The organism is Ottowia pentelensis (genome assembly GCF_964341695.1).
The window spans coordinates 713,571-737,152 of sequence record NZ_OZ224513.1 but is presented as its reverse complement, the minus strand read 5'-3'; the positions used below and the strand labels follow the sequence as shown (position 1 = coordinate 737,152).

Here is a 23,582-nt window from a genome sequence, read left to right as displayed (position 1 = left end):
TGCTCCAGAAAATATGACAAACAGGGTTTCAGCGCCCGCCAATCAAGCGCCGATAGCTATAAATATCATAGTATTCGTGCCAGGCAGGCCGCCAGCTGGTCGAGCGGGCTGCGCCGAAAACCCGAGCGCGCAAAGCGCTGCAGCCGCCCGGCCATGAAGGCCGCCAGCAGCGATGCCGCCACCTTGGCGTCGGCCTCGGGCGTGGCGGCCGCGCCGTCCTGCGCCGCGCCCTCGCGCAGGCTTTGGCGCAGCGCCGCTTCCAGCTTGTCGAACAGCAGGTTCATGCGCTCCTGCAGGCGCTCGTGCTCGCCCACCAGGGCGTCGCCGACCATCACGCGCGCCATGCCGGGGTTCTTCTCGCCGAACTGCAGCACCATGGTCACGATGCGCGCCGCGCGCGCGGCGCCGGCCGGATCGCGCTGGCCGATCTGGTTGACCAGGCCGAACACGCTGGCCTCGATGAAGTCGATCAGCGCCTCGAACATCTGCGCCTTGCTGGCGAAATGGCGGTACAGCGCCGCCTCGCTCACCTGCAGGCGCGCGGCCAGGGCGGCGGTGGTGATGCGCTCGCCGCCGGGCTGCTCCAGCATGGCGGCCAGCGCCTGCAGGATCTGCTCGCGCCGCTCGCCGGGCCGGGCGCGCTTGCGCGGCGCAGCGGGGTCGAGGGCCGGGTCGGCCGTGCTGGCGGGGACGTCGTCGGGCGGCATGGCGGCGGTCGGGTGTGTCCAAATGATTCTCGCACAGCATTCCGAGCAATGGCCACTGGGGCCGGCCGCCTGCAAGACTCAATGGGCCGAAGGGCCGCGGAGCAGGCCGCGCCAGCGATCGCCGCGGCCGGGCTTGAACCGGCCGCCGGCGATGCCCCCTGGAGGGGGGATGCCGCAACATCGCGCAGCGAGTGGAGCAACGGGGGTGGTCAACTTTTTTTGATCATCGTGCCGAAGGCCTGGTCGGTCAGCACCTCCAGCAGCATCGAATGCGGCACGCGCCCGTCGATGATGTGCACGGCGTTGACGCCGCTCCTGGACGCGTCCAGCGCGCCGCTGATCTTGGGGATCATGCCGCCGGAGATGGTGCCGTCCTGCACCAGCGCATCGATGCCGGCGGGCGTCAGCTCGGGCAGCAGCTGGCCGGCCTTGTCCAGCACGCCGGGGATGTTGGTCAACATCAGCAGCTTCTCGGCCTGCAGCACCATCGCCAGGCGCGCCGCCACCACGTTGGCGTTGATGTTGTAGCTCTCGTTGCGCGCGCCGAAGCCGATCGGGCTGACGACGGGGATGAACTGGTCGTCCTGCAGCGCCTTGACCACCGCCGGGTCGATGGCCTCGATGTCGCCCACCTGGCCGACGTCGTGCTCCACGCTGGGGTCTTTCTGGTCGAGCATGCGCAGCTTGCGCGCGCGGATCAGGCCGCCGTCGCGCCCCGTCAAGCCCACCGCCTTGCCGCCGGCCTGGTTGATCAGGCCCACGATGTCCTGCTGCACCTCGCCGGCCAGCACCCACTCCACCACCTCCATGGTCTCGTCGTCGGTCACGCGCATGCCCTGGATGAAGTGGCCCTGCTTGCCCAGGCGCTTGAGCGCGGTCTCGATCTGCGGGCCGCCGCCGTGCACCACCACCGGGTTGATGCCCACCAGCTTGAGCAGCACCACGTCCTCGGCAAAGGCCTGCTGCAGCGCCGGCTCGGTCATGGCGTTGCCGCCGTACTTGATGACCATGGTCTTGCCATGAAACTGGCGGATGTAGGGCAGCGCCTGGGCCAGGATCTGGGCCTTGTCGCGCGCGGTCGTGGCGGTGGTGTCGAGAGTCATGGCGGGCGGCGGGTGTGGGGTTGATGGCGGCAAGCCGCCGATGATAGAAGAAGGCCTACATGCGCGAGCTGCGAAACACCCGCGGCACCTTGAAGCGCACCAGCGCCAGGTAGGCCGCCACGTAGCTGACGGCGAACAGCACGCAAAAACCCAGCAGCACGCCGCTGAAGCGCCAGAACAGCAGCGCCGGCACGACCGACAGCGCGATGAAGCCCCACAGGTAGGGCGCCGTGCGGTTGTTGCGCTTGAGCATGTTGCGCGCCTCGTCCTCGTCCAGCACGCTGCGCACCACGCGCCGGTAGATCAGCTGGTGCAGGTGCAGCGCGTCGGCCATGCCGGGCGAGTCGCCGCGCACCCACTTGCGGTACATCGAAAACAGCGTCTCCCACACCGGGTAGATCAGCAGCAGCAGCGGAAACCAGGGCGAGACGATGGGATGGCGCTGCACCAGCAGCAGGCTGATGACCGCGATCAGCAGGCCCCACACGTAGGCGCCCGCGTCACCGGCGAAGATCAGCCCGCGCGGGTAGTTCCAGACCAGAAAGCCCCCGGTGGCCGCCGCCAGCGCCACCGCCAGCGAGGCCAGCTCGCGGTCGCCCACCTGCTGCGCCACGTGCGCCAGCGCCAGGCACACCACGATGGCCATCACCCCGGCCAGCCCGTTGTAGCCGTCGATGATGTTGAAGGCATGCGGCAGCCCCGCCACCGCCAGCACCGCCAGCGCCACGCCCAGCGCCGGCCAGGCGCGCCACCAGCCGTCCAGCCAGGCGAAGTCCAGCCGCGGCACCGCCACGCCCAGCAGCACCCAGGCCAGCAGGCCCGAGCTCAGCGTCAGCAGCAGGCGCCAGCGCGCAGGCAAGCGCTGCGTCAGGTCCTCCACCACCCCACCGGCGACGGCCGGCAACAGCATCGCGGCCCACTTCCACAAATGGATGCGATCGCTGTCGATGTTGCCCGCCAAATCGGCCCATTGCAGCAGCGGCAGCGCCGCCAGCGCCAGCAGCCAGCCCGCCAGCACGCCCAGGCCACCCACGCGCGGCACCTGGCCCACATGAAAACGCTGCGGCGCGTCCAGCGGATACCGCCTCGCGCGCCGGCGCAGCACCCGGCGCACGACCAGCGTCAGCACCATCGACAACAGGAAAGCAAGCGCCGCCAGGGACAACATGGGCCGTGATTATCGACGCATGGGACCCGCCCTCCGGGCTCCTCCAGCGCGCAAAAATTGAGCACCATGGTAGCATCCGAGCCCCTGTGCGCGCCGCCGCACGATAGCCCTCGACGGCTTGATTCCTGATGGATTCCGCCCCCCCTTCCCTGCACGTCTACCAGCGCGAGATCGACACCGCGGAACGCAGCTCGCTGTCGGTGCTGGCCGCCCGCATTCCCACCGGTGCGCGCGTGCTCGATCTGGGCTGCGGCAGCGGCGCCGTGGGGCGCCACCTGGCCGCCCGCGGCGGCGCCGGCCCGATCGACGGCCTGACCATCAGCCGGCAAGAGGCCAATCTGGCCGCGCCCCACTACCGCCGCGTCGAAGTCGCCAACCTCGAAAGCGCCGACCTGACGGCGTTGTTCGCCCCCGCCAGCTACGACATCATCGTCTGCGCCGACGTGCTCGAGCACATCCGCCATCCCGAGCAGGTGCTGGCCCAGTGCCGGACCTTGCTGGCCGAAGGCGGGCGCGCGCTGCTCTCCATCCCCAACGCCGGCTACGTCGGCCTGCTGGCCGAGTTGATGGCCGGCGAATTCCGCTACCGCCCCGAAGGCCTGCTGGACGAAACCCACCTGCGCTTTTTCACCCGCCGCACCCTGCTGCGCATGCTGACCGAGGCACGCTGGGCGGTCGACGAGGTCGAGACGGTGCAGCGCCAGCTGCCCGACTCCGAGTTCAACGTCGCCTTCGACGCCCTGCCCCCCGCCGTGGCGCGGCACCTGCTGGCGCTGCCCGATGCGCTGACTTATCAGTTCATCGTCGCCGCCCGCCCGGCCGCGCCGGGCGAGGCCTTGGCCTTGCCGGACGCCCCGGCGCAACTGCCCGCCCAAGCGTTGTTCACAAGCCAACTCTACCTGGGCGATGCCGACGGCTTCGACGAACAGCACAAGCTCACCGCCAGCGGCATCGTTGGCGACGAGCGGCAAACCCTGGCCTTCCAGCTGCCTGCCGCGCCGCCCGCGGCGCTCAAGCTCGACCCGGCCGACCGGCCGGGTTTCCTGTCGCTCTACAGCCTGCAGTTGACGAGCGCCCAAGGTGAGGTGCTGTGGCGGTGGAGCGCCGACGACGCGCAAACCCTGCTGGCCGCGCCGCGCGACGGCGTCGAGGCGCAACCCGGCGCCTGGCCCGGTGGCCCCTTCATGCTGCTGCTGCACGGCGACGACCCCTGGATCGAGCTGCCCGTCCCGCCCGCCGCCTTGCGGCAGGCGGCCGGCGGCCGCTTCAGCGCCGAGGTCGGCTGGCCGATGTCGGCCGATTACCTGGCCCTGGCCAGCCTGACCCACCAGCGCATCGCCGAAGCCCGCCAGCAGGCCAGCCAGGCCGCCAACGAGCTGTTCGAGGCCCACAGCCGCCTGGCCCGGGCCGAGCAGACCAGCCACGGCCTGCAAGAACAAAATCAGCACCTGCGCAGCCAGAAAGGCGCCCTGCTGGCCCACACCCACGTGCTGAGCCAGGAGCGCGACGAAGCACGCCAACTGGTGCACGACATCGAGAATTCCACCGTGTTTCGCGCCACCCGCCCCATCGTGCACGCCAAGATGCGCGTCGACCGCCTGCTGGGCATCGGTTCGGCCCGCGCACCGCAGGCCACGCCGGCGCCCCAGCCGCTGACACCCGCCGCCCACCCGATCGACATCATCGTCCCCGTCTACAAGGGCCTGGCCGACACCCGCCGCTGCATCGAATCGGTGCTGGCCGCGCCCTGCACCACGCCCTGGCGCCTGATCGTCATCAACGACGCCAGCCCCGAGCCCGAGGTCGCCGAATACCTGCGCACCCTGCCCCCGCTGGACGCCCGCATCGAGTTGCTGGAAAACGAGCTCAACCTGGGCTTCGTCGGCACCGTCAACCGCGGCATGGCGCTGTCGGCCGACAACGACGTGCTGCTGCTCAACAGCGACACCGAAGTCGCCCCCGGCTGGCTCGACCGCATCCGCGCCGCCGCTTACGGCGACCAGAAGGTGGCCAGCGTCACGCCCTTTTCCAACAACGCCACCATCTGCAGCTACCCGCGCTTCTGCCAGGACAACGACCTGCCCGAGGGCTGGGACACCGCGCGCCTGGACGCGCTGTTTGCCCGCACCAATGCCGACCAGGTGGTCGACGTGCCCACCGGCGTGGGCTTTTGCATGTACATCCGCCGCGCCGCGCTGGCCGAGCTGGGCCTGTTCGACGTCGAGCACTTCGGCAAGGGCTACGGCGAGGAAAACGACTTCTGCATCCGCGCCGCCCGCGCCGGCTGGCGCAACCTGCACGCGCTCGATACGTTTGTGCGCCACTACGGTGGCGTCAGCTTTGGCGCCAGCAAGAGCCCGCGCGAGCGCGCCGCCATGCAGACCCTGCGCCGCCTGCACCCGCGCTACGAGGGCCAGGTGCTGCGCTTCGTGCAGCAAGACCCGGCGCGCGCCGCACGCACCGCCGTCGACCTGGCGCGCGTGCAGGACGGCGCACGCCCCGTCGTCTTGGCCGTGCTGCACGACCGCGCCGGCGGCACCGAGCGCCACGTGCACGAACTGGCCCAGGCGCTGCGCCAGCAGGCGCAGTTTCTGGTGCTGCGCCCGCTGCCGGGCCAGCGCCTGAGCCTGCGCCTGCCCGACCCGGACGAAGGCTTCGAGCTCGACTTCACCCTGCCGCAAGACGGTGATGCCCTCGTCGCCCTGCTGCGCCAGCTGGGCGTACGCCACCTGCACTACCACCACCTGCTGGGCCACGGCGCCTTCGTGCAGGGCCTGCCCGCGCGCCTGGGCGTCGGCTACGACTTCACCGCGCACGACTTCTATCCCATCTGCCCACAGATCTCGCTCACCGACCACACCGACGGCTATTGCGGCGAAAAGGGTGTGGACCAATGCACCGCCTGCCTCAAGCGCGCCCCTGCACCCGGCGGCGTGGGCATCGTCCCGTGGCGGCAAAAGAGCGCCGAGTTCCTGAACGGCGCGCGCTGGGTCATTGCTCCGTCGCGCGACGTGCTGGCGCGCCTGGTCAAGCTGGTGCCCGGCGCGCCACTGGCCCTGGTGCCGCACACCGACATCGATCCAGCCCAGCCCCTGCCCGAACCCGCGCCAGCGCCACTGGCCGGCGATCGCCCGCTCAAGGTGGCGGTCATCGGCGCACTCAGCGTCATCAAGGGCGCCGACGTGCTCGAGGAAGTGGCCATTGCCGCGCGCAAGCAGGGTGCTCCTGTCGAATTCGACCTGATCGGCTACGGCTACCGCAGCCTCAAGACCCAGCCGCACGCCAACCTGACGATGCACGGGCGCTACGACGAGGCCGACCTGCCCGAACTGCTGGACTGGTTGCAACCCGACCTGGTGTGGTTTCCCGCCCGCTGGCCCGAAACCTACAGCTACACCCTGTCGGCCTGCCTGCAGGGCGGCTGGCCGGTGGTGGCGCCCGATCTGGGCGCCTTTGCCGAGCGTCTGGCCGGCCGCCGCTGGAGCTGGGTCGTGCCCTGGCAGCAAGGCACCGCGGCCTGGCTGGCGTTCTTCACCGACATTCGCTCGCGGCACTTCGCGTCGGGCCACGGCCCGGCGCCGCTGGAGCCCCAGCCGCTGGTCGACGCCACCCAGGCCACCGCCGCCTTCAGCCGCCAGGCCCCCGACTGGTACGCCGAGGCCTATTTGGCCGAGCTGCCGGCGCCGGACAGCAGCGCCGCCGTGCCCGAGTCGGCATGGGAGCCCTTCCTGCCCGCCACGGATGCCGATGCTGCCGGGGGCCCCAAGGGACACGCGCTGAACACCCTGGCCCGCCTGCGTGCCCTGCCAGTGCTGGCCCCCGTGGCGCGGGCCATTCCTGCCCATTGGCAAACCCGGCTCAAAAACTGGTTGCGCGCTTGAAGCGGCGACCCCAGAATCAAGCGATCATCCTTGGCCCCGGGTCGCCGATCCTGATTTGGAATTGATCCCCGCCCCGCATTTGCCCCTGGCGCACGCCCGGTCGTCGTCTTGGCTGCGCCGGCTATCGGCATGGATGCTCGGGTGGACGCTGCTGGCACTCGGCGTGGCCACGGCTGCTGCCCCCATGGGCCACGGCTACGTCGACCGCGTGCAGGTCGACGGCCGGCAGCTGACGGTGGCCGGCTGGGCGGCGTCCGAGCGACCCGAGGTGTTCATCACGGCTGCCATCGTGCGCCTGGACGGCCGCACCGTCTATCGCGGCCGCGTGCAGCGCCACGAACGACCCGACGTCGCCGCCGCGACCGGCCGTCCGGACTGGGGTGGCAGCGGCATCAGCGTGCGCCTGGCGCTGCCGCGCGACATTGGCCCGGGGACGCACACGCTCGAAGTCGAGATGCAGCGCAGCGACGGCCAAATCTTCGCGCTCGCCATCACCCCGTCGCTGCGTCAAATCACCATCCCCGCATCGCCCAAACCCTCGCCGATGGTGCTGCTGGCCCTGCTGCTGGCCGTGGCGCTGCCGCTGGCTGCGCTCGTGCTGCCATCGACCTCGGCCTGGCCCCGCTCCTGGCCGCCGCCGCTGGCGTTCGTGGTGGCGCTGCCCGTGTCCTTCATGCTGCTGGTGGCCAGCGGCGCCACCGGCTCGTCGGTCGCGCTGCTGCTGCGCCCGCCGGCGGTCACGGTCGAACGGGCCGAGCCCTGGCTGGGCAGCCCACAGTTCGTGCGCAGCGACGAATGGGAGGTCATCACGCCGCTGGCCATGGCTCAGGCCACACACACCCCGCCCTGGCCGATCGTCAACCACAACCTCGGCGAGGACGGCCAGAACATGCTGGTCATCGGCATGACCGGCATGCCGGTGGCCCACGCCAGCACCTTGGCCAAGCCGGCCACCTGGGGCTGGTTTGCCTTCGACCAGCGCCGCGCCCTGGCCTGGGCCTGGTGGCTGCCGGTACTGGGCGGGTTTGCCGCCTGCTGGGCGCTGCTGATGCGCCTGACGCGCCTGGCCTGGCGGCCGGCCGCGGCGCTGGCGGCCGGCCTGGCGTGGGCGCCCTACTCCGCGGGGTTTTCGTTCTGGCCCTCCTATCTGCTGCTGTTTGTCGCGCTGGGCCTGCTGGCGTTCGACCGCCTGCTGCACGCCCGTCGCGCCGCCGCCGGGCTGGCCTGGGGCGCCCTGCTGGGCTGGTCGGCGGCGGCTTATGCGCTGGTGCTTTATCCCGCCTGGCAAATCTCCCTGGCCTGGCTGTGCGCGCCATTGGCCCTGGCCTGGGCCTGGCGCGAGCGTGCCCACTGGCGCTGGGGCGCAGCCCAGACGCTGGGCGCGCTGGCCGGCGTCTTGCTGGCCGGCTTGCTGCTGCTCGCCTGGTGGCTGGATGCGCGTGACGCCGTGGCCGTGATGCAAGGCACGATCTATCCCGGCCAGCGTGCTACCGAGGCCGGCGGCGACATCGATCGCTGGTTCGAGCTCAAGGGCTGGCTCAACCCCTTCACCCTGCATGTCAACACCCCCATGGTCAGCAGCGAGGCCGCCTCGTTCCAATTTTTGTGGCTGCCCACGCTGGCGCTGGTGCTCTGGCGCTGGTGGCAGGCGCGGCGCATCGAGCCGGTGTCGCTCGCCCTGCTGGCCTTCATGGCATTCGCGCTGACGTTCCAGTTCATCGGTTTCGCACCCTTGCTGGCCCGCGTCACCGGCTGGGGTTCGGTCACCTCGTACCGGCTCGACCTGGCGCTGGGCACGGCGCAGTTGCTGCTGATCGCCTGGTGGCTGGCCCCTGCGTCCGAGCCAGCTCCACTGCCGCGCCCCGGCCCGGCCGTTGCCCTTGCCCTGGCGGTGCTGGCGCTGGCGGGTTGCGAGCTGTCGACCATGCCGCTGGACATTCGCGACGGCCTGCCGGCTGGCTTGGTGCTGGGTGCCATGCTGGCCATGGCCGCGTGCGCAGCGCTGCTGGTGCTGCGCCGCACCGGCGCCTTCATCGCGCTCTACGGCGGCTGGACACTGGCTGCGGTGCTGCCCTTTCACCCGCTCGGCCAGGCCCCCGCCCGCCTCAGCCTGGCGCCGCCGCTCAGCGCCGCCGGCCTGGCCGCGCCATCGACCGACGCCGCCGGCCGGCGCGGCGTGGCCGTGGTGGGTGCGCGCGACTGGGCCATGACCCTGCCCGCCGCCGGCGTGCCGGTCGTCAACAGCGTGTTCTACTACCCGCAAGCCACGCTCTGGAAACGACTGGACCCCGCCGGCGCGCAGCGGGTGCTCTACAACCGTTACCAGCGTCTGATGTTCGAGCTGGGCGCGCCCGCGCAGGGCGCTGCCCAGCAGATCGAATCGCCGCGCCTGGACGAGGTGCGTGTCACGCTTGATCCAGCGCTTTTCGACTTTCGCCTCCTGGGCGCGCGCTGGGTCATCATGCCCGCGGCCGACGGTACGCGCGTTGCCCGCAATTCCACGCTGGCGCGTGTCGCGACGGGCGACGGCAGTGCACCCTATGCCTTGTTCTTGGTTCAGCCCTGAAGCGCAGCGGCCCTTACCGCGTGCGCGGCCAACCCGCCGCTACGGCGCCGCACGCTTCAAAACCCAAGCGTCCTGATGATTCCAGAACCATTGCGGCGCAAAGCGTGACACGGCCGGCGCATCGGGCAGTTTGGCCACGCGAGCCTGCACAAAGGCAGGGGACGTGAATGTCGTGCCGTATTCCTGCGCATCGATGGCATTCGACTCGCTCGAAGCGGCAAAAAAGTAGCCCTCGCCATCCAGGTTCACGCCGGCGCGGCGCGCGGCCTCGATGCCGTGCGTTGAAAACACCAGCAGTCCGCCCGGCGCCACCGCGTCCCACAGCACCGACAGCCAACGCCCCCAGCTGCCGCGCGGCAAGTGCGAAAACAGCGACAACACGAACACCAGCTCATGCCGGCGCGGCCAGACCAATAGCTCGGGCACGGCGCGCGACACGAAGCCCTGCACGCCAAACGTGCCGCGCGAAAAATCCACCGCGTCGGCCACCACGTCCGACACCGTGACCCGATCGGCGCCCACCGCCTTGACCAGGTGCCGGGTAAAACGCCCATGTCCGCTGGCAAATTCGAGCACGCTGGCCGTTCCGAGCAACGGTTGTTCCACGCTTTCCAGCAGCAGCATCAACTCCGACAGCGTGCGCCAGCCGTCGGCCAGGTAGTCACGCAGCGGGTTGTTCGACGTCGGGTGGCCGGCAAAAAAGTGAAAGATGTCATCCCCAGGCGCGATTCGGCAGTCCAGCCCGAACATGGCCGCAAACGAACCCTCCAAGCTGTGTTGCTCGATCAGGTTGTGCGCGGCCAGACGCGTGGCCGCGTGGGCGCGCGCCCGCACCAGGGCCACACTGGCGCCGGCGCGGTCGCCCACGGCCAGGCGCTGCTGGCCTTCTTGCAACAGCACTAGCGCACCTTCTGGCGCCTCGGCATTCAAGTCATGCATGGGGTCAAGTCCTTTATTCCCACCGATGCGGCAAACGCACCAGACCGGGCATCAGCGTCGGCCGCACGAAGCGAAAATGCCGAAATTGAAACCACTGTTCATAAACCACCAGCCCGCTGGCATCGAACAGGAACGCACTGATCACGTACTGCCCGCTGTGCAAGCCCAGCTCGGGAAAGATAAGCACCGACTGCCACACACCGGGAGCCACCTGGGTCGGCGCTGCACCGTCCTCGTGCGTCGCCAGCGAGGTGATGCCCACGCCCTGGGACTGCTCGATCATGAAACCGATGTTTGGCCGTTCGTCGTCGCGCCCGCGCACCGTGATGGTCACCACCAAGTCGCTGGTTTGAAGAAGAGGCGGGTCGACCGTTTCGTCTAAATCCGCGATCTCCACGGACAAGATGGTCGCGGCGGCCTGAGCCAACGCAGGCGCCGGCGTACTGTCTTTCACGGCGACGGCCGGCGCGGCGCGGTTCTCCGGGCCGGCCAGGAGCCGCGTGTGCATCTCGTAGGCGCCAATCACCGCCTCGGTCGGCCCCAGCTCCATGACCCGCCCGTGATCCAGCCACAACGCCGCGTCGCAGAGCTGACGCACGTGATAAGGGCTGTGCGAGCAAAACAAGATAGTGCAGCCATGCTCGCGAAAGGTCTGGATGCGTTCGATGCATTTTTTCTGAAAGCGCTGGTCACCCACCGCCAACGCTTCGTCGATGATCAGCAGGTCGGGTTCCACCGCCGTCACCAGCGCAAAGGCCAGCCGCACCACCATGCCGGACGAATAGGTCTTGACTGGGCGATCGATCGCCTCGCCGATATCCGCAAAGGCCAGCACCTGGGCCTCCAGCGCCGCCATCTGCGCGTGTTCGATGCCAATCAGGCTGCCGCCGAAGTACAGGTTCTGGCGCCCCGTAAAGTCGGGGTGGAAGCCCGCCCCCAGTTCCAGGATGGCAGTGACGCGCCCGCGCCGCTCGATACGCCCCTGCGTGGGCCGCACCGTGCCCGTGATCAGCTTGAGCAGCGTGCTTTTGCCCGCGCCGTTGTGCCCCACCACGCCCAGGCATTGCCCGCGCTCCAGTTGCAGCGACACATCGCGCAGCGCCCAGTGGCTGCGGTGCAGCGCACGCCCCGTCAGCAGCGACTTCAGGCGTGCGCGCGGGGAGTCGTACAGGCGGTATTCCTTGCCCACGCCGGCCAGGCGCAGCGGCGGCGCGGCATGCACGATGGCAGTGTCAGTCAAAACGAAATCCCGATAGATCGTCGATATTGTCAGTCATGCCCTTGCGCTCGGTGGACTGGATCGCCAGCGCTACAACCAATCCACCAACTGGTCCCGGCTTCGCGCCAGCGCCAGCGCCAGGGCGGCCGCCAGCAGGCCCAGCCAAATGGCCAGCACCCACCACACGGACGGCACGGGCCAGCGGCCCTCCAGCAGCGCCGACTGCAGACCCAGCACCGGCGCCGTCATCGGGTTGAGCCACAGCACCCAGCGCCAGCGTTCGGGAAACAGCGTGACCGGAAACAGCACCGGCGACAAATACACTCCCAGCGACAGCAGCACACCCACCACCTGCACCACATCGCGCAGCGCCGCCGCCAAAATGGCCAACAGAAAGGCCAGCAAAAAGGCCAGCAGCCCCTGCAGTGCCAGCAATGGCAACACCGCCCAAACGCCGGACGCAAAGTGGTGGCTGCCTGCGTACAAAGGCACCAGCGCCAGCAGCAGCGGCGCAAACACCAGGCCGCTGGCCAGCACGGTGCGGGCCGGAAACAGCCCCGGCGGCAGCGGGTTCTTCTGCAGCAGCCCGCCTGCGTCCAGCAGGCTGGTCATGCCGCGCTGCACCGCATCGGCAAACGCCATCCAGGCCAGCATGCCGACGATCAGGTAGGTGCCCACGCGGCTCGTGGGTGCACCCGCACCCAGGCGCATGCCAAACACCACGTCGAACACCAGGTAGTACGCCGCCACCGTCAGCAGCGGCGGCAGCCACACCCACAACAGCCCCCCGGCCGAACCCGCCACGCGAGCCGCCAGCTCGCGCCGCACCAGCACCGCCAGCAGGGCGCGCAGGCGCCACAGTTGGCGGCATTCCAGCCACAGGGCCATCATTGCTGAAGCCGGCCGCACCTTCGCCGCAGCCGCCGCCCGTCCGGCCGGCTATCGGGTGACCGTGCCGCCATGGGCCTCGACCAGCGCGTTGACGGCCGCGTCGTTCAGGTTCACGCCTTCTTCGGCCTTGCGCCACACCGCCTCTTGGGCGCGCCGCTCCAGTTGGGCCTGCACGCCGCGCTCCAGCTGCTCGCGCGCCTGCTCGAACGAAATCGCACCGGCCGGCCGATGGGCCTGCAACTCGATGATGTGCCATCCGAACTGGGTCTTGACCGGGGCACTCAAGTCGCCTGGCTTCTTCAACGCGAAGGCCGCCGCCTCGAACGCAGGCGCCATGCGCCCACGGGCAAACCAGTCCAACTCGCCACCGCGCGAGGCACTGCCCTTGTCGCTGGAGTATTCGCGGGCCAGCGCGGCAAAATCGGCGCCGCCACGCAGTTGCGCCAGCAGGGCCTCGGCCTTGGCCTTGACCGCCGCGTCGTCGCTGCCGTCGGCCGCCACCGGCAGCAGAATGTGGCGCACCTTGACCTGCTCCTCCTTCTGCTCGGCATAGCGCTCCGGAAAACGGTCGTACTCGATGCGTGCGTACTCGCGCAGCACCGCTTCGCTGGCCGGCGGCGGCGTTTGCTGCTTCAGGTACAGGCGCGCCAAGTCGCGCTCGCGCACAAAACGCGGGGTGTCGGCGCCTTGGGCGGCAGGGGCCAGGCCGGCGCTCAGCGCATGGTCGGCCAGCACCCGCTGCGCATACAAGCTGCGGGCAAACCGCAGCGCCGCGCCGGGCTGCAGCCAAAAGTTCTTCTGCTGGTCGGCCGGAACCAGCTCCCGCACGGCGTCTTGCAGGTCGGCGCTGGTGATGCGCGCCGACGGGCCCCAGGCAACCACATCGGGCTGTGGCGCCGCGCCGGCGGCGGACGTGCTGGACGGCTGGGCTGCCACGTGCAGGCTCCCCAGCGTCAGAGCGGCCAGGGTCAGACCCAGCACCGCCCAGCGGCGCAGGGCAAAAAACGGCTTGTACATCTTGACTTCCTTGGCTGGCCTGCGGGACGCCAGCCGACTCGGCCGCGCGCACCGCGGCATCACTGGCCGGGTCGCGCACGACGTCAACGAAAAAAGGGCGGGATCGCTCCCGCCCTTGCTTTGCGCACAACCTGGGCCGCCCGCTGGCGGCCCAGTGACCGATGATCGATCAGTCGTTGCTGCGGTGCGGCGTGGTCACGCCGAAGTTGCCGGTGCTGGCCTTCAGCGACGTGGCGGAATAGCCGACGACCGGGCTGTTGAAGTCGGTATTCAGGCTGGCCCAACCCTGGGTTCCATTGGTCGCCACCGTGGAGTTGGTGATGGTGGCGCCGAGCACCGAGGTGCTGCCCGTGCCCATGGTCAGGGTGAACACTTCACCGCAGGCCAGGTCCTTCTGCGGGGCCGTGCCGGGCGAAGCCACCGGGCCGCCGGCCGCCACCTGGAACTCCTCGCGGTCGGTGGTGCTGATCGAGCGGTTGAAGCACGACTGCGCACCCTTGTCAGCACCCAGCTTCTTCAGGAACAGGCCAGCGTAGCGGTTGTTGGCCAGCGTCAGCGGACCCACGCCAGACAGGATGAGGGTGCTGGGATTCGCCATGTCGTCGTTGGCAACGATGGCCGGGGCAGTCACGCCACCGACGGTCAGCTCGTAAGCCACGGCCGAGTGGTAGCGGCGCGTCGGCTGCGAAATCACCCAGTCGGTGGTGGCGGGAACGGCGCCCGTGGGGTCAGCCACATAGTCGTTGAAGACCACTTGGTGCGTGATCGCCCACGACAATTGGCTCGCCTGCAACTTGGGGTCGCCAGCGTATGCCGGAACCAGCGGGGTCGACATGTCGGGCAGGTCGAACCACAGCGGCGCCTTGTAGGCCGTGTTGAAGAGCGAACCTGCCGTCGGGTCATTGCGCAGCAACGGGTCGGCCGTCCAAGCGTTGACCGAGGTGCCCGTCGGCGTGTCGATCTGGGGCGAGAAGGCAATGTGGCCGCTGCCGTTCAGGTTGGTTGCGGTGTTGACACGCACGGCCGTGTGGTTGCCGCTGAACACCGCCAGTTCGGCGCGGTTGAACACGCCCCAGCCGCCCATCAGGCCGCCGGTGGGCGCCGCCAGGCCAGCGCCTTCGGCTTGCGCAGCGGTCCACGCGCTGGTGTCCCACAGGTGCGACAGGCTGGCGGTGGCACAGGTCGGCACGCCGCTCTTGTGCTTGATGGCCGCGTAGACGCCGTTGGCGCCGCCGGCTTTCACGCCATCGTTGATGGTGCCCGCCAGGCCGTCGCTCACCAGCTTGGGCGGAATGTCGGCCATGTTGAAGTATTCGATGTAGCCTTCGCTCATGCCGTTGAGCTTGCCGGCGGCGCTGAGCGCCGGATCCAGGTTTTGCTCGTTGAAGACGTTGAGGCCCGGCATGGCGCCCGAGGCCGGGATTTGCGGCAGCGTGCAGGACTTGTCTTGCGTGATGATGTAGGGCGCGCTGTCGCCATCGCGGCGGATGTCGCCCGTCCACACGTCGCCAGGCGACAGCAGCACGGTGAAGTCGAACACGTCGTCCGAGTTGGCGGCGCCGCGGAAGCGCACCTTCACGGCCTTGCCGTTGTTGGCATCGGTGTTGGTGATGTTGATGATGGTGCCGTTGCCGTTTTGCACCGAGTAGTACGGCGTGAACAGGTAGTGACCCACGCTGCCGGGGGCGTACGCCACGTCGACGCCGGTGGGCGGCGTGGTGCCGGCGCCGAAGTAATAGCCAGCTTGCGCGACGCCGGCAAAACCCAGTCCACCCAGGGCCACTGCAGCGCCCAGCGCCAGAATGCTCTTTTTCATACGTATGACTCCAAAAAAGAAGAAGTTTGCGAAACCCAAGGGGAAACTTGGAAATGCGAGAGGGATGCTAACACGGTGGCGCACGCCGATTCAACGCCGGAAACCATAAAAACGGACGCCGCCGTCGATTGTGTTGCAATGGCCCCACATAAAAATGGAGGGGTTGCGCGACCGGCGAGCCTTTGACCTCAAAGAGGCGGCAGGTACCACCACTGGCCGTCATCGCGCACCCAGATTTCGGGCACCTCACCGGTGGTGAGCTGGTTTTTAAAGCCCGGGAACAGCAGTCGGGCGGTCAGGCTGACCTGGGCGGTGCAGCGTTCGGCCTTGCAGGTCACCGACTCCACCTTGGCGGCGGTCCATTGGCCGGCGCGGCCGAACTGGTCACGGTAGTCGTTTTGCTTGACGCGCTGGCGAAAGCTGGGCGTGCTGTAGGTCCAGGCCTTGGCAAAGTCGCCCGCCACCAGCGCGTCCCAGCGCTGCTGGGCGCGCTGCTGCACGATCTGCTCGGTGGTTTGGGGCTGCAGGCCGGCGCAACCGGCAAGGGCCAATACGGCGGCGGCCAGGGCGGCGCGGCGCGCAACAGAGGAGAGAGATGGCTTCATGGGTCTGGAGGCGGGTGAGTCGAAAGGGGCCATTGTCGCAAAGCGGCGGCGCGCAGGGGTGAACCCGGCTCGCGCAGGCCGAGTTGATGGATTTTGGGGAGGGTGGCTTTGAGGCAACGCTGGACAAGCCCCCCGCGCTTGGCCCAGCCTACAAAAGGGGGCGCACGGGCGCCACGAGGCCCTCAGGGCCGCGCGGCAGGCGCGGCAGCCGGAAAGGCGCCGCTGTGCAGCAAACCCTGCATGCGGTCGCGCAGCTCGCGGCTGACGGCACGGGCGTCCTCGTCGGAGCGCAGCACGCGCGGGGTGAGGATGACCAGCAGCTCGGTGCGCTCGGCCGCGCTCTTGTGCTGGCCGAACAGCGCGCCCAACACCGGGATGGACGAGAGGATGGGCAGGCCGGACTTGCCGCTGCTGGCGCTGTCCTTGATCAGGCCGCCCAGCACCAGGGTTTCACCCGAGCGCACGGCCACCTTGGAGTTGATCTGCCGCTGCATGAAGGTGGGGTAGCCGGCGGTGGCCGCCGAGGTGGAGTCGGGGCCGATGTCGGTGACGGTCTGGTCGATGTCGAGCGTGACCAGGTCGCCCGCGCTGACCGAGGGCGTGACGCCCAGCATGACACCGGTGTCCTTGTACTGGATGTTGGTGGTGGTGGGAGCGACGCCGCCACCGGTGTTGTAGTAGGTGGTGCCGGTGTTGACGGGCTGCTGGGTGCCGACCTGGATGGCGGCGGTGTGGTTGTCGAGCACCATCAGCGAGGGGCTGGACATGACCTTGACCAGCGACTTGTTGGCCAGCGCGGAGAGCACGGCGGCGACGTTGGCGCCGTTGCTCAGGGTGTAGGTGAAGGAGCTGCTGGACTGGGCCGACGCGATGGCGGTGCTCGGAGTGCCCAGCACGCCCTGGCCGGCAAAGCGGCCCAGGCCGCCGTTGAAGGCCCACTGCAGGCCGTACTGCAGGCCGTCACCCAGGGTGACCTCGACGATGGACGCCTCGATCAGCACCTGGGCGCGCTGGATGTCGAGTCGGCGCAGGGTGGCGGCGATGCGCTCGTACTCGGCCGCGCTGGCGTGAATCAGCAGGGTGTTGTTGATCTGGTCGGCCATGACACGCACGCCCGTGGCCAGCTGGGTGGTGACCACGCCGGGACCTTGCGGTTGCTGGGCGTTGTTGCGATTGGCCGTGGCAAGACCGCCGCTGGTGCCGAAACCTCCGCTGGTGCCGAAGCCTCCGCTGGTGCCGAAGCCACGCGATTGGCTCTGGTTGCGGTTGCTGAACTGGCTGGCGAAGCTGGTGTTGACGTTGTTGGTGAGGCCAGGGGCGACGCCGGTGGCGCCGCTGAAGGCGCTGCCCTGCGGGCCGCCGCCGTAGATGCCGTTGAGCAGCTCGGCCAGGTGGCTGGCGGAGCCGTTTTGCACCTTGTAGACGAACAGCTGGGGCTCGGTGCTGTTCATGTTGGGCTGGTCGAAACGCTCGATCCAGTAGCGCGCCTCGTCCAGGTAGGCGGCGCGCGGGCTGATGACCAGCACGGCGTTGATGCGCTCGATGGGCACGATGCGCAGCGCGCCGAAGATGGGGCTGCCCTCGGTCAGGCCCTGCATGGCGAGTGGGGCGGCACCGGCGGCGGGTGCCGCGCCGACGCGGTTGCCGGCCGAGCGGGCCGTCGCCGCCGCGGTCGGCGCCTGGCCGGCGGCGCCACCGGCCGCCGCGCTGGCGGCGGTGCCGCTGGACAGCAGGCGCAGCGCGGTCTCGACGTCGGCGGCGCTGGTGTACTTGAGCGGGAACACGCCCACCGACATGCCGCGCAGCAGGTTGACGTCGAAGGTCTTGACCAGGTCGAGCCAGCCCTCGGCCTCGGCGCGGGTGCCGCGCATGACGAGGATGTTGCGCAGGGTGTCGACGCGCACGATGGCGTCGGACGCGACCATGGGGCGCAGGATGTTGGCCATCTCGCCGGCGCCCAGGTATTCGAGCGGGATGATGACCGTGCCGTAACCGGGCGGCAAGGGCTTGCCGGGTTCGGCCAGCACGGGCACGCTGACGATGCCCTTGAGCGCCTCGGGGCTGCCGACGTGGTAGGTGCCGTGGGCGTCGCGCGCCATCACCACGCCGCTGGCCTGCAGGGCGCTTTCAAGCAGCAGCAGGGCGCGGTCGGGGCTGACGGCCTGGCGCGTGGTGAGGGTGATGGTGCCATTCAGTGGCGGGTGCACCACGTAGTCGACCTTGAGCAGGTCGCCCAGCACCACCTTGACCACCTCGGACACGGGCGCGGACTCGAACTTGAGCGCGGTGCTGGCGCCCTTGGCCGGACCGGCGAACTTGACGGCGGGCGGCGCCACCACGCGGTCGTTGCCGCGGATGACGATGGGCTCCATGGTGGCGGCCTCGGACGCGGCCGGCGCCGGGGCGGCAGGGGCCGGCGCGCTGGCCTGCAGCATGGCGGCGCTGGCGGGCGCCGGCGCGCCCCAGGCGACCTGGGCGGGCGCGATTGAAGCGGGGCCGGTATCCAGGTTGGCGCAGGCGGCCAGCGCGCCCAGCAGGGCCAGCGTGAAAAGCGATTGGAACAAGCGTGGCATGGGCATCATGGCGAAGTGCGTTGGGCGGATCGTCCCCCGAGGGTCGTAGGCCCTCCGAGAGTCGCGGGGCCCTTGTTGGTTGGCGGCGCCGCAGGCTTGGCGCGCGTTTGATCGGAAATGCCGGAGGGTGGGTTGGGCGCGGCTGCTGGCACCGCCGCGGGTGGAACCACCGGCGTCGCTGCGGCCGCCGGCATGGGCACGGCTGCCGCCCTGCCCGACGTGGCCGCCTCGCCGGGCGCCGGATTGAACGCGATGCGATGCTGGCGACCACCACGCTCGAACACGGCTTCGCGGTCTTGCACGCGGGCAAGCACCCAATCATCCACCCGCTCCCCCACGCGCACAAAGCGGGTTTGGCCGCCTTCCTGCAGCATGACGCCGGTCAGGGTGGGGCCGGCAACAACGCCCTGCAGCGCAAGCTGCTCAATGGCGCTGGGGGCGGGCGCGGCAGCGGGCGCGGCAGCGGCTGCCGCGGCCGCCGGCCGACGCGTGACGGTGAACAACGGGCGATCGAGCACGACCGGGTACGCCCCGGTGGCCAGGGGGTTGGGGCGCAGCATCGCTGCCTGCACGTCGTCCAACCGGGGGGGCTGCGGCGGTGGCGGCTGCCAGTGGCGCCAGGCCGCCAGCGGGCCGGGCGCCGCCCACAGCATGAACAGCAAAACCGCCATCAGGCCAACGGCAACGAGGTAGATCGGCGCAACCAGGCGGCTCATGGCGCGCGCTCCCTGAGCACATACAGGTCGAGTTGGCCAAACATGAGCTGCGCAACGCCCTGCACTTCATGGCGCTGCACCCCCAACTGCAAGGTGTTGATGAAGATGGCGGGGTGCTGCTGTGTCAACTCGCGCAAGGTGGCAACCAAATCGGGCCAACTGCCCTCCACGCGCAGGGCGAGATCGATGCGGTCGAAGCCTTTTTCGTCGCGCGGGGCAGCGCTCTGGCTGCTGGCCACACGCAGGCCGCGCGCCGTGGCCAGGTCGCGCACCTTTTGCAGGGCGGTGTTGCCGGTCTGGCTGGCATCGTCGGAGGCGGGGTAGACGAATTGGGCCAAGTTTGCCGTCAGCGCGTTGGCAGGTTGCGCAAACAACTCCTTGTTTTGTAGCATTCCCGCCAGGCGTGCGTAGCGCGGGCCGATGTCGGCGAGCTGCACCGAGGCCTGGCGGTACTTGGCCACCACGGTCCAGGAAGCCCAGGCAAAGGCGGCCAGCAACACGCAGCCGGCGAGCAGCAGCCACAGCACCTCGGGCCGCTTGAAGCGCTCGACGTTCATGACGCCTCCTTGCCAGTGCTGACTGGACCGTAGCGGCGGGCGTCGAGCTTGAGTTCGATGATGAAGGTCTCCTTGGCCGCGCCGGCGCCGCGGGTGGCGGGCGACGCCAAGCGCACTTCGTGCGCGCCGGGCTGGGCGGACAGGCGCTGCACCAGGGCGGCGGCGTCACTGGCCTGGCCGTTGAGCACCAGCTTGTTGCCGTCGACACGCAACGAGGTGAGCCAAGCGTCGTCGGGAACGGTGCGCGTCAGCAGATCGAGCACGGGCGGCAGGGCGAGTTGCTGCCCAAGCAAGTCAGAGACGGCCTGCACACGTTCAAGCCGCCGCAGCAGCGCTTCACGCTGCGCCAGTTGCGGTGCGGCCTGTTTTTGCAGCGCGTCAAATGAACGGACGGCCTGGCGCGCGCGCTCGCGCTGCAGTGCTGTCGGCGTGACAACCAAGGCCGCCAGCAAGGCCAGCGCGAGCGCGGCCAGCCCCAGGTGTCGCGTGAGGCCGCGCCGGGTGATCTGCTGGCGTGCTCCTTCACCAAAACCACGCAACACGATCGGGCGCACCGCACCGGCATCGTCGGGGACGGGGCCCGTCAGCACCCAGACTTCGGTCGGAGTCGAACTGGCAAGCTTGGCCTCGTACAGGTTCTGCTCAACCTGCTGGCGCGCGGCGATGGCGACATCGACGCGCAGCCGTTCACCGCCGATACGCCGGGTGCAAAAACCCCAGACGGTCTGCTCCGCACCAAACGGGCTGGCGGCCGCAACATCGAGCTGCACGGCCTGCGTCACGTCGACGGGCGCCAGCCGCGGCAGGGTGAGCGAGCGCTCGAGCACACGATCGACGGGCAATTGCAGCACCTGGACAGCGGCGCCATCGCCCGGGCCGGACACCACCGGACACGCCAACTCACCTGTGGCGAGCCACGCGCTGCTGCTGCCGTCTGGCTGGTGCAGGGCAATCGGTACCTGGGGCAGCAGCAGACGCCGCAGCGGCGGCCATTCGAGCAGCATGGCACCAGCGGCCTGCCACTGACGCAGCCACTGTGCAAAGTCGACGCCGAAAGCGGGGCGATTGTCGGTCCGGATCGGATTCATGAAAAAAACAAAACTAGGCGCCGGCTGCCGGCGCCACCTGGCTGTGCGTGCGCAGCACGCGCCACGGTGCAGTGCGCGATGCGCCCGGACGCAGCGCGACATCTTGAACGAGAAGCAGCATTTTGCCTGCTTCCAGCGGCACACTGACGCGCAGCCGGTAAAGATCGCTGCCGCCGGTTGCGGTAAAGGCCGAATTGAAGGCACTGAGGTCGGCGCCCACTTGCGCGCTGGAACGCTGCGCCACGTATTGAGCCACACGTGCCTCGTTGCCTTGCGCCAACACGGCCAGCACACCGGGCGGCGCAGCTTCCGCGTTGACGCGCCCGGTGCCACTCAAGTCGGCACTGACCAGCGGCGCCACGCGGGCATACAGGTCGTAACCGAACCCTGGCACCAAAAGCAGGTCCTCGGGTGCTTCGAAGCGGCGCGACTGGCCACGCGCGCCGGCTTCGCCCGTCAGGGAGAGTTGGGGCGGCACGTCGCGCCACTCGACCAGTGTTTCCGCCAGCGCCTGCGCCTGGGCGGCGGGCAAACCGCCGGCCACCTGCAGCAACGCGGCCAGCAAATCCGGAGCCGCGCCGTTGAGCGAGATCAAACCATTGAGCGGCGCCACCTGGACGTTCATCACGACTCCGCTGTAGCTGACCTGGACATCGGCCAGACCCGTGGGCCGCTGGGACTCGACCTGCAGTTGTTGAACCACAAGCGCCACCGCGGCATTGGCCAGGGCGCGTCCGCTGACCTGCTCGCGCAGGCTGCTCGCCGCCTGCACCTGCTGGCGCACGGTACCGGTGACGCCGATCACCAGGACACTCAGCGCAGCGACGATCCACAGCACGGCGACGATGGCCATGCCCGACGCCTTGGCACATATCCGTGGGCGCCACTCAGTCGCGCCGAAAGGTTGCGCGGTATGCAGAGGGGGCGTCGGCAAGCTCATTGTCCGCGCCCCCCACCGGAAACCGGGCCGCTGGCCGATGGGTCGCTGATATAAGTCGGAACCAACGCAACCACGATCGGCGGCCAAGCCGGCACTGGGCCGTCAAGGTCAAGCTCGACCGCCGCCGGCAGTCCTGACACCGGCAAATCCTTGGCGGCCACGCCGGGCGGGGGCCACACGGGGCTCCAGCGGCCGCTGCCCGGGTCCATGTAGCGCAGGCTCAGCGCGCCGACGGGCGCGGCCAGCACCTGGGCCTGGGCCTGGCCCCAGGCGTCGTACGTGGGCGCGCCGTCCCACGGCGCGTAGCGCAGCACCAGCTGGCCGCCGGCGGCGCCGCGCTCCAGCGCCAGGCGCAGGTAGTGGCGCCCGCCCAGGCCGAAGCGCGCGGGCATGACGCCGATCCAGGCCAGCGCATCGGGGCCGGCCTGGAAGAACGGGATTTGCGTCGGGCCATCGTCGACCCGGCCGCTGGCAAAGCGCCGCGCCGACACGCGGCCCAGGGCGTCGTCGAGCAGCGCGGTGCTGAGGCGGTAGTCGTCGGCGGCCTCGATGCGCTGCTCGACGCGCGACTCGACCTGGCCCATGGAGCTCAGCGCGCTGGTCAGCACCAGCATCAGCAGGGCCAGCAGGGTCAGGGCGATCAGCACCTCGACCAGAGTGAAACCACCCGGCGCCCGCCGGTTCGCCCAACGGCTCATCGCATCACCTCGCCCGGCTGGGGCTTGCGCTCGGGGCGCAGGCTGGCGAGCTCGAAGTGGCGCGGCGCCGCGCCGTCACTCCAGGCGACGTCGACCACCACCTCGTGCAGGCGCGCGGCCTGGGGCGAGGCGCCGCTGGTGGGCGTGGGATAGGGGTGGCTTTGCAGCTGCCAGGCGTAGCCGGCGGCTTCGCCGCTCTCGCTCAGGCCCGCCGCGGGCACGGTCTCATGGGCGGCCAGCAGGCCCTGGGCCAGCAGCATGGCGCGCTCGTGCTGGTCGAGATTGCCGATCTGGCGCGCGTTGTTGCCGCTGACGCGGTAGAGCATGCCCAGCGCCATGGCGGCGATGGCGAAGGCGACCAGGATTTCGAGCAGGGAGAAGCCGCGCTGCGTCGGTCGAAGGTGTCGAGGACTGCTGGAGCGCGGGGACAAGTCAGCGTCATGGCGAGGAGGCCGCAGGCCGACGCGGCCATCCAGCGACGGCGCGTGCCAGGGCAGGCGTTGCGCCCACCGCCCGCGCGGGGCTGGATCGCCACGCCCCTGCGGGGCTCGCGATGACGCGGTCATGGCTCGATCGCCTCCTGCTCGACGCGGCCCGAGAACCAGTCGACGCGCAGGCGCACGCCGCTGCCGGAGGGGCGGATCAGATCGACGCTGCCGCCCGAGGCGCCGCCGCGCGGCAGAAAGCGGATGGCCATGCGGCCGTCGCCGGCGCTTTCCTCGGCGGCCATGACGGCGCGCAGGGTCAGGGGCTCGGGCACGCTGTGCGGCGGGCCGCCCTCGACGCCGAAGGTGCGCGCGCGCAGGTCGACGTCGAAGCGGGTCTCGACGCCCTGGCTTTGCGCCTGCTGACGCGCGGCGCGCAGGTCGGTCAGCACCTGGCGCACGGTGTCGCGGTACTGGCTGGACTCGTGCAGGCGCTCGAAGGCGATCGGGATCAGGCCGACCACCAGCGCCATCAGGGCGATGACGACCAGCAGCTCGATCAGGGTGAAGCCGCGGGCCTTGCGGGGGGTTTGCCCAAGTCGGTCAAATACTATTATATTCATAGCTGCTTGCGCTTTATACACAAGCGCCAGAGCCATATTTGACTTATATT

19 protein-coding genes are annotated in these 23,582 nt (G+C 69.7%); 2 read left to right on the top strand and 17 right to left on the bottom strand.

The window, feature by feature from the left end; genetic code table 11:
* Positions 1-65: 65 nt before the first annotated feature.
* From slmA to ACWHMB_RS03480, 3 genes are all read right to left on the bottom strand, one after another.
* A complete protein-coding gene (slmA, locus tag ACWHMB_RS03490) occupies positions 66-707 on the bottom strand; it encodes a nucleoid occlusion factor SlmA (protein ID WP_377481421.1) in 642 nt (213 codons plus the stop codon).
* 209 nt (positions 708-916) lie between these two features.
* A complete protein-coding gene (gene argB, locus ACWHMB_RS03485) occupies positions 917-1,810 on the bottom strand; it encodes an acetylglutamate kinase (protein ID WP_447648435.1) in 894 nt (297 codons plus the stop codon).
* Between the two features lie 55 nt (positions 1,811-1,865).
* The gene (locus tag ACWHMB_RS03480) at positions 1,866-2,978 is read right to left on the bottom strand and encodes an MraY family glycosyltransferase (RefSeq protein WP_377481427.1); all 1,113 of its coding nucleotides are present in this window, start codon (positions 2,976-2,978) and stop codon (positions 1,866-1,868) included.
* 128 nt (positions 2,979-3,106) lie between these two features.
* Here ACWHMB_RS03480 and ACWHMB_RS03475 point away from each other — a divergent pair, with 128 nt between their 5' ends.
* Together ACWHMB_RS03475 and ACWHMB_RS03470 are read left to right on the top strand one after the other, a co-directional pair.
* A complete protein-coding gene (locus tag ACWHMB_RS03475; RefSeq protein ID WP_377481430.1) occupies positions 3,107-6,859 on the top strand; it encodes a methyltransferase domain-containing protein in 3,753 nt (1,250 codons plus the stop codon).
* 133 nt (positions 6,860-6,992) lie between these two features.
* A complete protein-coding gene (locus tag ACWHMB_RS03470) occupies positions 6,993-9,425 on the top strand; it encodes a DUF7657 domain-containing protein (protein ID WP_377481433.1) in 2,433 nt (810 codons plus the stop codon).
* A 39-nt stretch (positions 9,426-9,464) separates the two neighbouring features.
* Here the strand turns inward: ACWHMB_RS03470 and ACWHMB_RS03465 are convergent, their stop codons facing one another.
* From ACWHMB_RS03465 to ACWHMB_RS03400, 14 genes are all read right to left on the bottom strand, one after another.
* Entirely contained in the window at positions 9,465-10,364 is a 900-nt protein-coding gene (locus ACWHMB_RS03465; protein WP_377481436.1) for a class I SAM-dependent methyltransferase, read from the bottom strand.
* 13 nt (positions 10,365-10,377) lie between these two features.
* Positions 10,378-11,586: an ABC transporter ATP-binding protein gene (locus ACWHMB_RS03460; RefSeq protein WP_377481439.1), complete on the bottom strand. Its 1,209-nt coding sequence runs from the start codon at positions 11,584-11,586 to the stop codon at positions 10,378-10,380.
* An 87-nt stretch (positions 11,587-11,673) separates the two neighbouring features.
* Entirely contained in the window at positions 11,674-12,474 is an 801-nt protein-coding gene (locus ACWHMB_RS03455) for an ABC transporter permease (protein ID WP_377481442.1), read from the bottom strand.
* A gap of 48 nt (positions 12,475-12,522) precedes the next feature.
* A complete protein-coding gene (locus ACWHMB_RS03450) occupies positions 12,523-13,491 on the bottom strand; it encodes a peptidylprolyl isomerase (RefSeq protein ID WP_377481445.1) in 969 nt (322 codons plus the stop codon).
* Between the two features lie 169 nt (positions 13,492-13,660).
* Complete coding sequence (locus ACWHMB_RS03445) at positions 13,661-15,307, bottom strand: hypothetical protein (RefSeq protein ID WP_377481448.1); 1,647 nt, start codon at positions 15,305-15,307, stop codon at positions 13,661-13,663.
* Positions 15,308-15,495: 188 nt separating this feature from the next.
* Positions 15,496-15,912: a hypothetical protein gene (locus tag ACWHMB_RS03440; RefSeq protein WP_377481451.1), complete on the bottom strand. Its 417-nt coding sequence runs from the start codon at positions 15,910-15,912 to the stop codon at positions 15,496-15,498.
* A gap of 182 nt (positions 15,913-16,094) precedes the next feature.
* The gene (gspD, locus tag ACWHMB_RS03435) at positions 16,095-18,485 is read right to left on the bottom strand and encodes a type II secretion system secretin GspD (RefSeq protein WP_447648434.1); all 2,391 of its coding nucleotides are present in this window, start codon (positions 18,483-18,485) and stop codon (positions 16,095-16,097) included.
* Positions 18,486-18,490: 5 nt separating this feature from the next.
* A complete protein-coding gene (locus tag ACWHMB_RS03430; RefSeq protein WP_377481457.1) occupies positions 18,491-19,201 on the bottom strand; it encodes a hypothetical protein in 711 nt (236 codons plus the stop codon).
* Positions 19,198-19,758 (bottom strand): type II secretion system protein GspM, encoded by a 561-nt coding sequence (gene gspM / locus ACWHMB_RS03425; protein ID WP_377481460.1) that lies wholly within the window; start codon positions 19,756-19,758, stop codon positions 19,198-19,200. The genes ACWHMB_RS03430 and gspM overlap by 4 nt, the downstream gene beginning before the upstream one ends.
* Positions 19,755-20,846 carry a PilN domain-containing protein gene (locus ACWHMB_RS03420; RefSeq protein ID WP_377481463.1) on the bottom strand — a complete coding sequence of 364 codons (1,092 nt, stop codon included), beginning with the start codon at positions 20,844-20,846 and terminating at the stop codon, positions 19,755-19,757. The genes gspM and ACWHMB_RS03420 overlap by 4 nt, the downstream gene beginning before the upstream one ends.
* A gap of 13 nt (positions 20,847-20,859) precedes the next feature.
* Positions 20,860-21,699 carry a type II secretion system protein GspK gene (locus tag ACWHMB_RS03415; RefSeq protein ID WP_377481466.1) on the bottom strand — a complete coding sequence of 280 codons (840 nt, stop codon included), beginning with the start codon at positions 21,697-21,699 and terminating at the stop codon, positions 20,860-20,862.
* An 83-nt stretch (positions 21,700-21,782) separates the two neighbouring features.
* Positions 21,783-22,484, bottom strand: a complete 702-nt coding sequence (locus ACWHMB_RS03410) for a prepilin-type N-terminal cleavage/methylation domain-containing protein (protein WP_377481469.1) — start codon at positions 22,482-22,484, stop codon at positions 21,783-21,785.
* Positions 22,481-22,915, bottom strand: coding sequence for a type IV pilus modification PilV family protein (locus ACWHMB_RS03405; RefSeq protein ID WP_377481472.1), 435 nt, complete (start codon positions 22,913-22,915; stop codon positions 22,481-22,483). Before ACWHMB_RS03405 ends, ACWHMB_RS03410 begins: the two co-directional genes overlap by 4 nt.
* Positions 22,916-23,046: 131 nt before the next feature.
* Positions 23,047-23,568: a GspH/FimT family pseudopilin gene (locus tag ACWHMB_RS03400; protein WP_377481475.1), complete on the bottom strand. Its 522-nt coding sequence runs from the start codon at positions 23,566-23,568 to the stop codon at positions 23,047-23,049.
* Between the last annotated feature and the right edge of the window lie 14 nt (positions 23,569-23,582).

Excerpts from the sequence above, each read along its gene's own strand:
- ACWHMB_RS03455 (WP_377481442.1), bottom strand. The coding sequence starts at position 12,474 with ATGATGGCCCTGTGGCTGGAATGCCGCCAACTGTGGCGCCTGCGCGCC.
- ACWHMB_RS03465 (WP_377481436.1), bottom strand. The coding sequence starts at position 10,364 with ATGCATGACTTGAATGCCGAGGCGCCAGAAGGTGCGCTAGTGCTGTTG.
- ACWHMB_RS03430 (WP_377481457.1), bottom strand. The coding sequence starts at position 19,201 with ATGAGCCGCCTGGTTGCGCCGATCTACCTCGTTGCCGTTGGCCTGATG.
- gspM (WP_377481460.1), bottom strand. The coding sequence starts at position 19,758 with ATGAACGTCGAGCGCTTCAAGCGGCCCGAGGTGCTGTGGCTGCTGCTC.
- ACWHMB_RS03450 (WP_377481445.1), bottom strand. The coding sequence starts at position 13,491 with ATGTACAAGCCGTTTTTTGCCCTGCGCCGCTGGGCGGTGCTGGGTCTG.
- ACWHMB_RS03445 (WP_377481448.1), bottom strand. The coding sequence starts at position 15,307 with ATGAAAAAGAGCATTCTGGCGCTGGGCGCTGCAGTGGCCCTGGGTGGA.
- ACWHMB_RS03420 (WP_377481463.1), bottom strand. The coding sequence starts at position 20,846 with ATGAATCCGATCCGGACCGACAATCGCCCCGCTTTCGGCGTCGACTTT.
- argB (WP_447648435.1), bottom strand. The coding sequence starts at position 1,810 with ATGACTCTCGACACCACCGCCACGACCGCGCGCGACAAGGCCCAGATC.
- ACWHMB_RS03475 (WP_377481430.1), top strand. The coding sequence starts at position 3,107 with ATGGATTCCGCCCCCCCTTCCCTGCACGTCTACCAGCGCGAGATCGAC.
- slmA (WP_377481421.1), bottom strand. The coding sequence starts at position 707 with ATGCCGCCCGACGACGTCCCCGCCAGCACGGCCGACCCGGCCCTCGAC.
- ACWHMB_RS03480 (WP_377481427.1), bottom strand. The coding sequence starts at position 2,978 with ATGTTGTCCCTGGCGGCGCTTGCTTTCCTGTTGTCGATGGTGCTGACG.
- ACWHMB_RS03440 (WP_377481451.1), bottom strand. The coding sequence starts at position 15,912 with ATGAAGCCATCTCTCTCCTCTGTTGCGCGCCGCGCCGCCCTGGCCGCC.
- ACWHMB_RS03415 (WP_377481466.1), bottom strand. The coding sequence starts at position 21,699 with ATGGCCATCGTCGCCGTGCTGTGGATCGTCGCTGCGCTGAGTGTCCTG.
- gspD (WP_447648434.1), bottom strand. The coding sequence starts at position 18,485 with ATGCCACGCTTGTTCCAATCGCTTTTCACGCTGGCCCTGCTGGGCGCG.
- ACWHMB_RS03470 (WP_377481433.1), top strand. The coding sequence starts at position 6,993 with ATGCTCGGGTGGACGCTGCTGGCACTCGGCGTGGCCACGGCTGCTGCC.
- ACWHMB_RS03400 (WP_377481475.1), bottom strand. The coding sequence starts at position 23,568 with ATGGCTCTGGCGCTTGTGTATAAAGCGCAAGCAGCTATGAATATAATA.
- ACWHMB_RS03410 (WP_377481469.1), bottom strand. The coding sequence starts at position 22,484 with ATGAGCCGTTGGGCGAACCGGCGGGCGCCGGGTGGTTTCACTCTGGTC.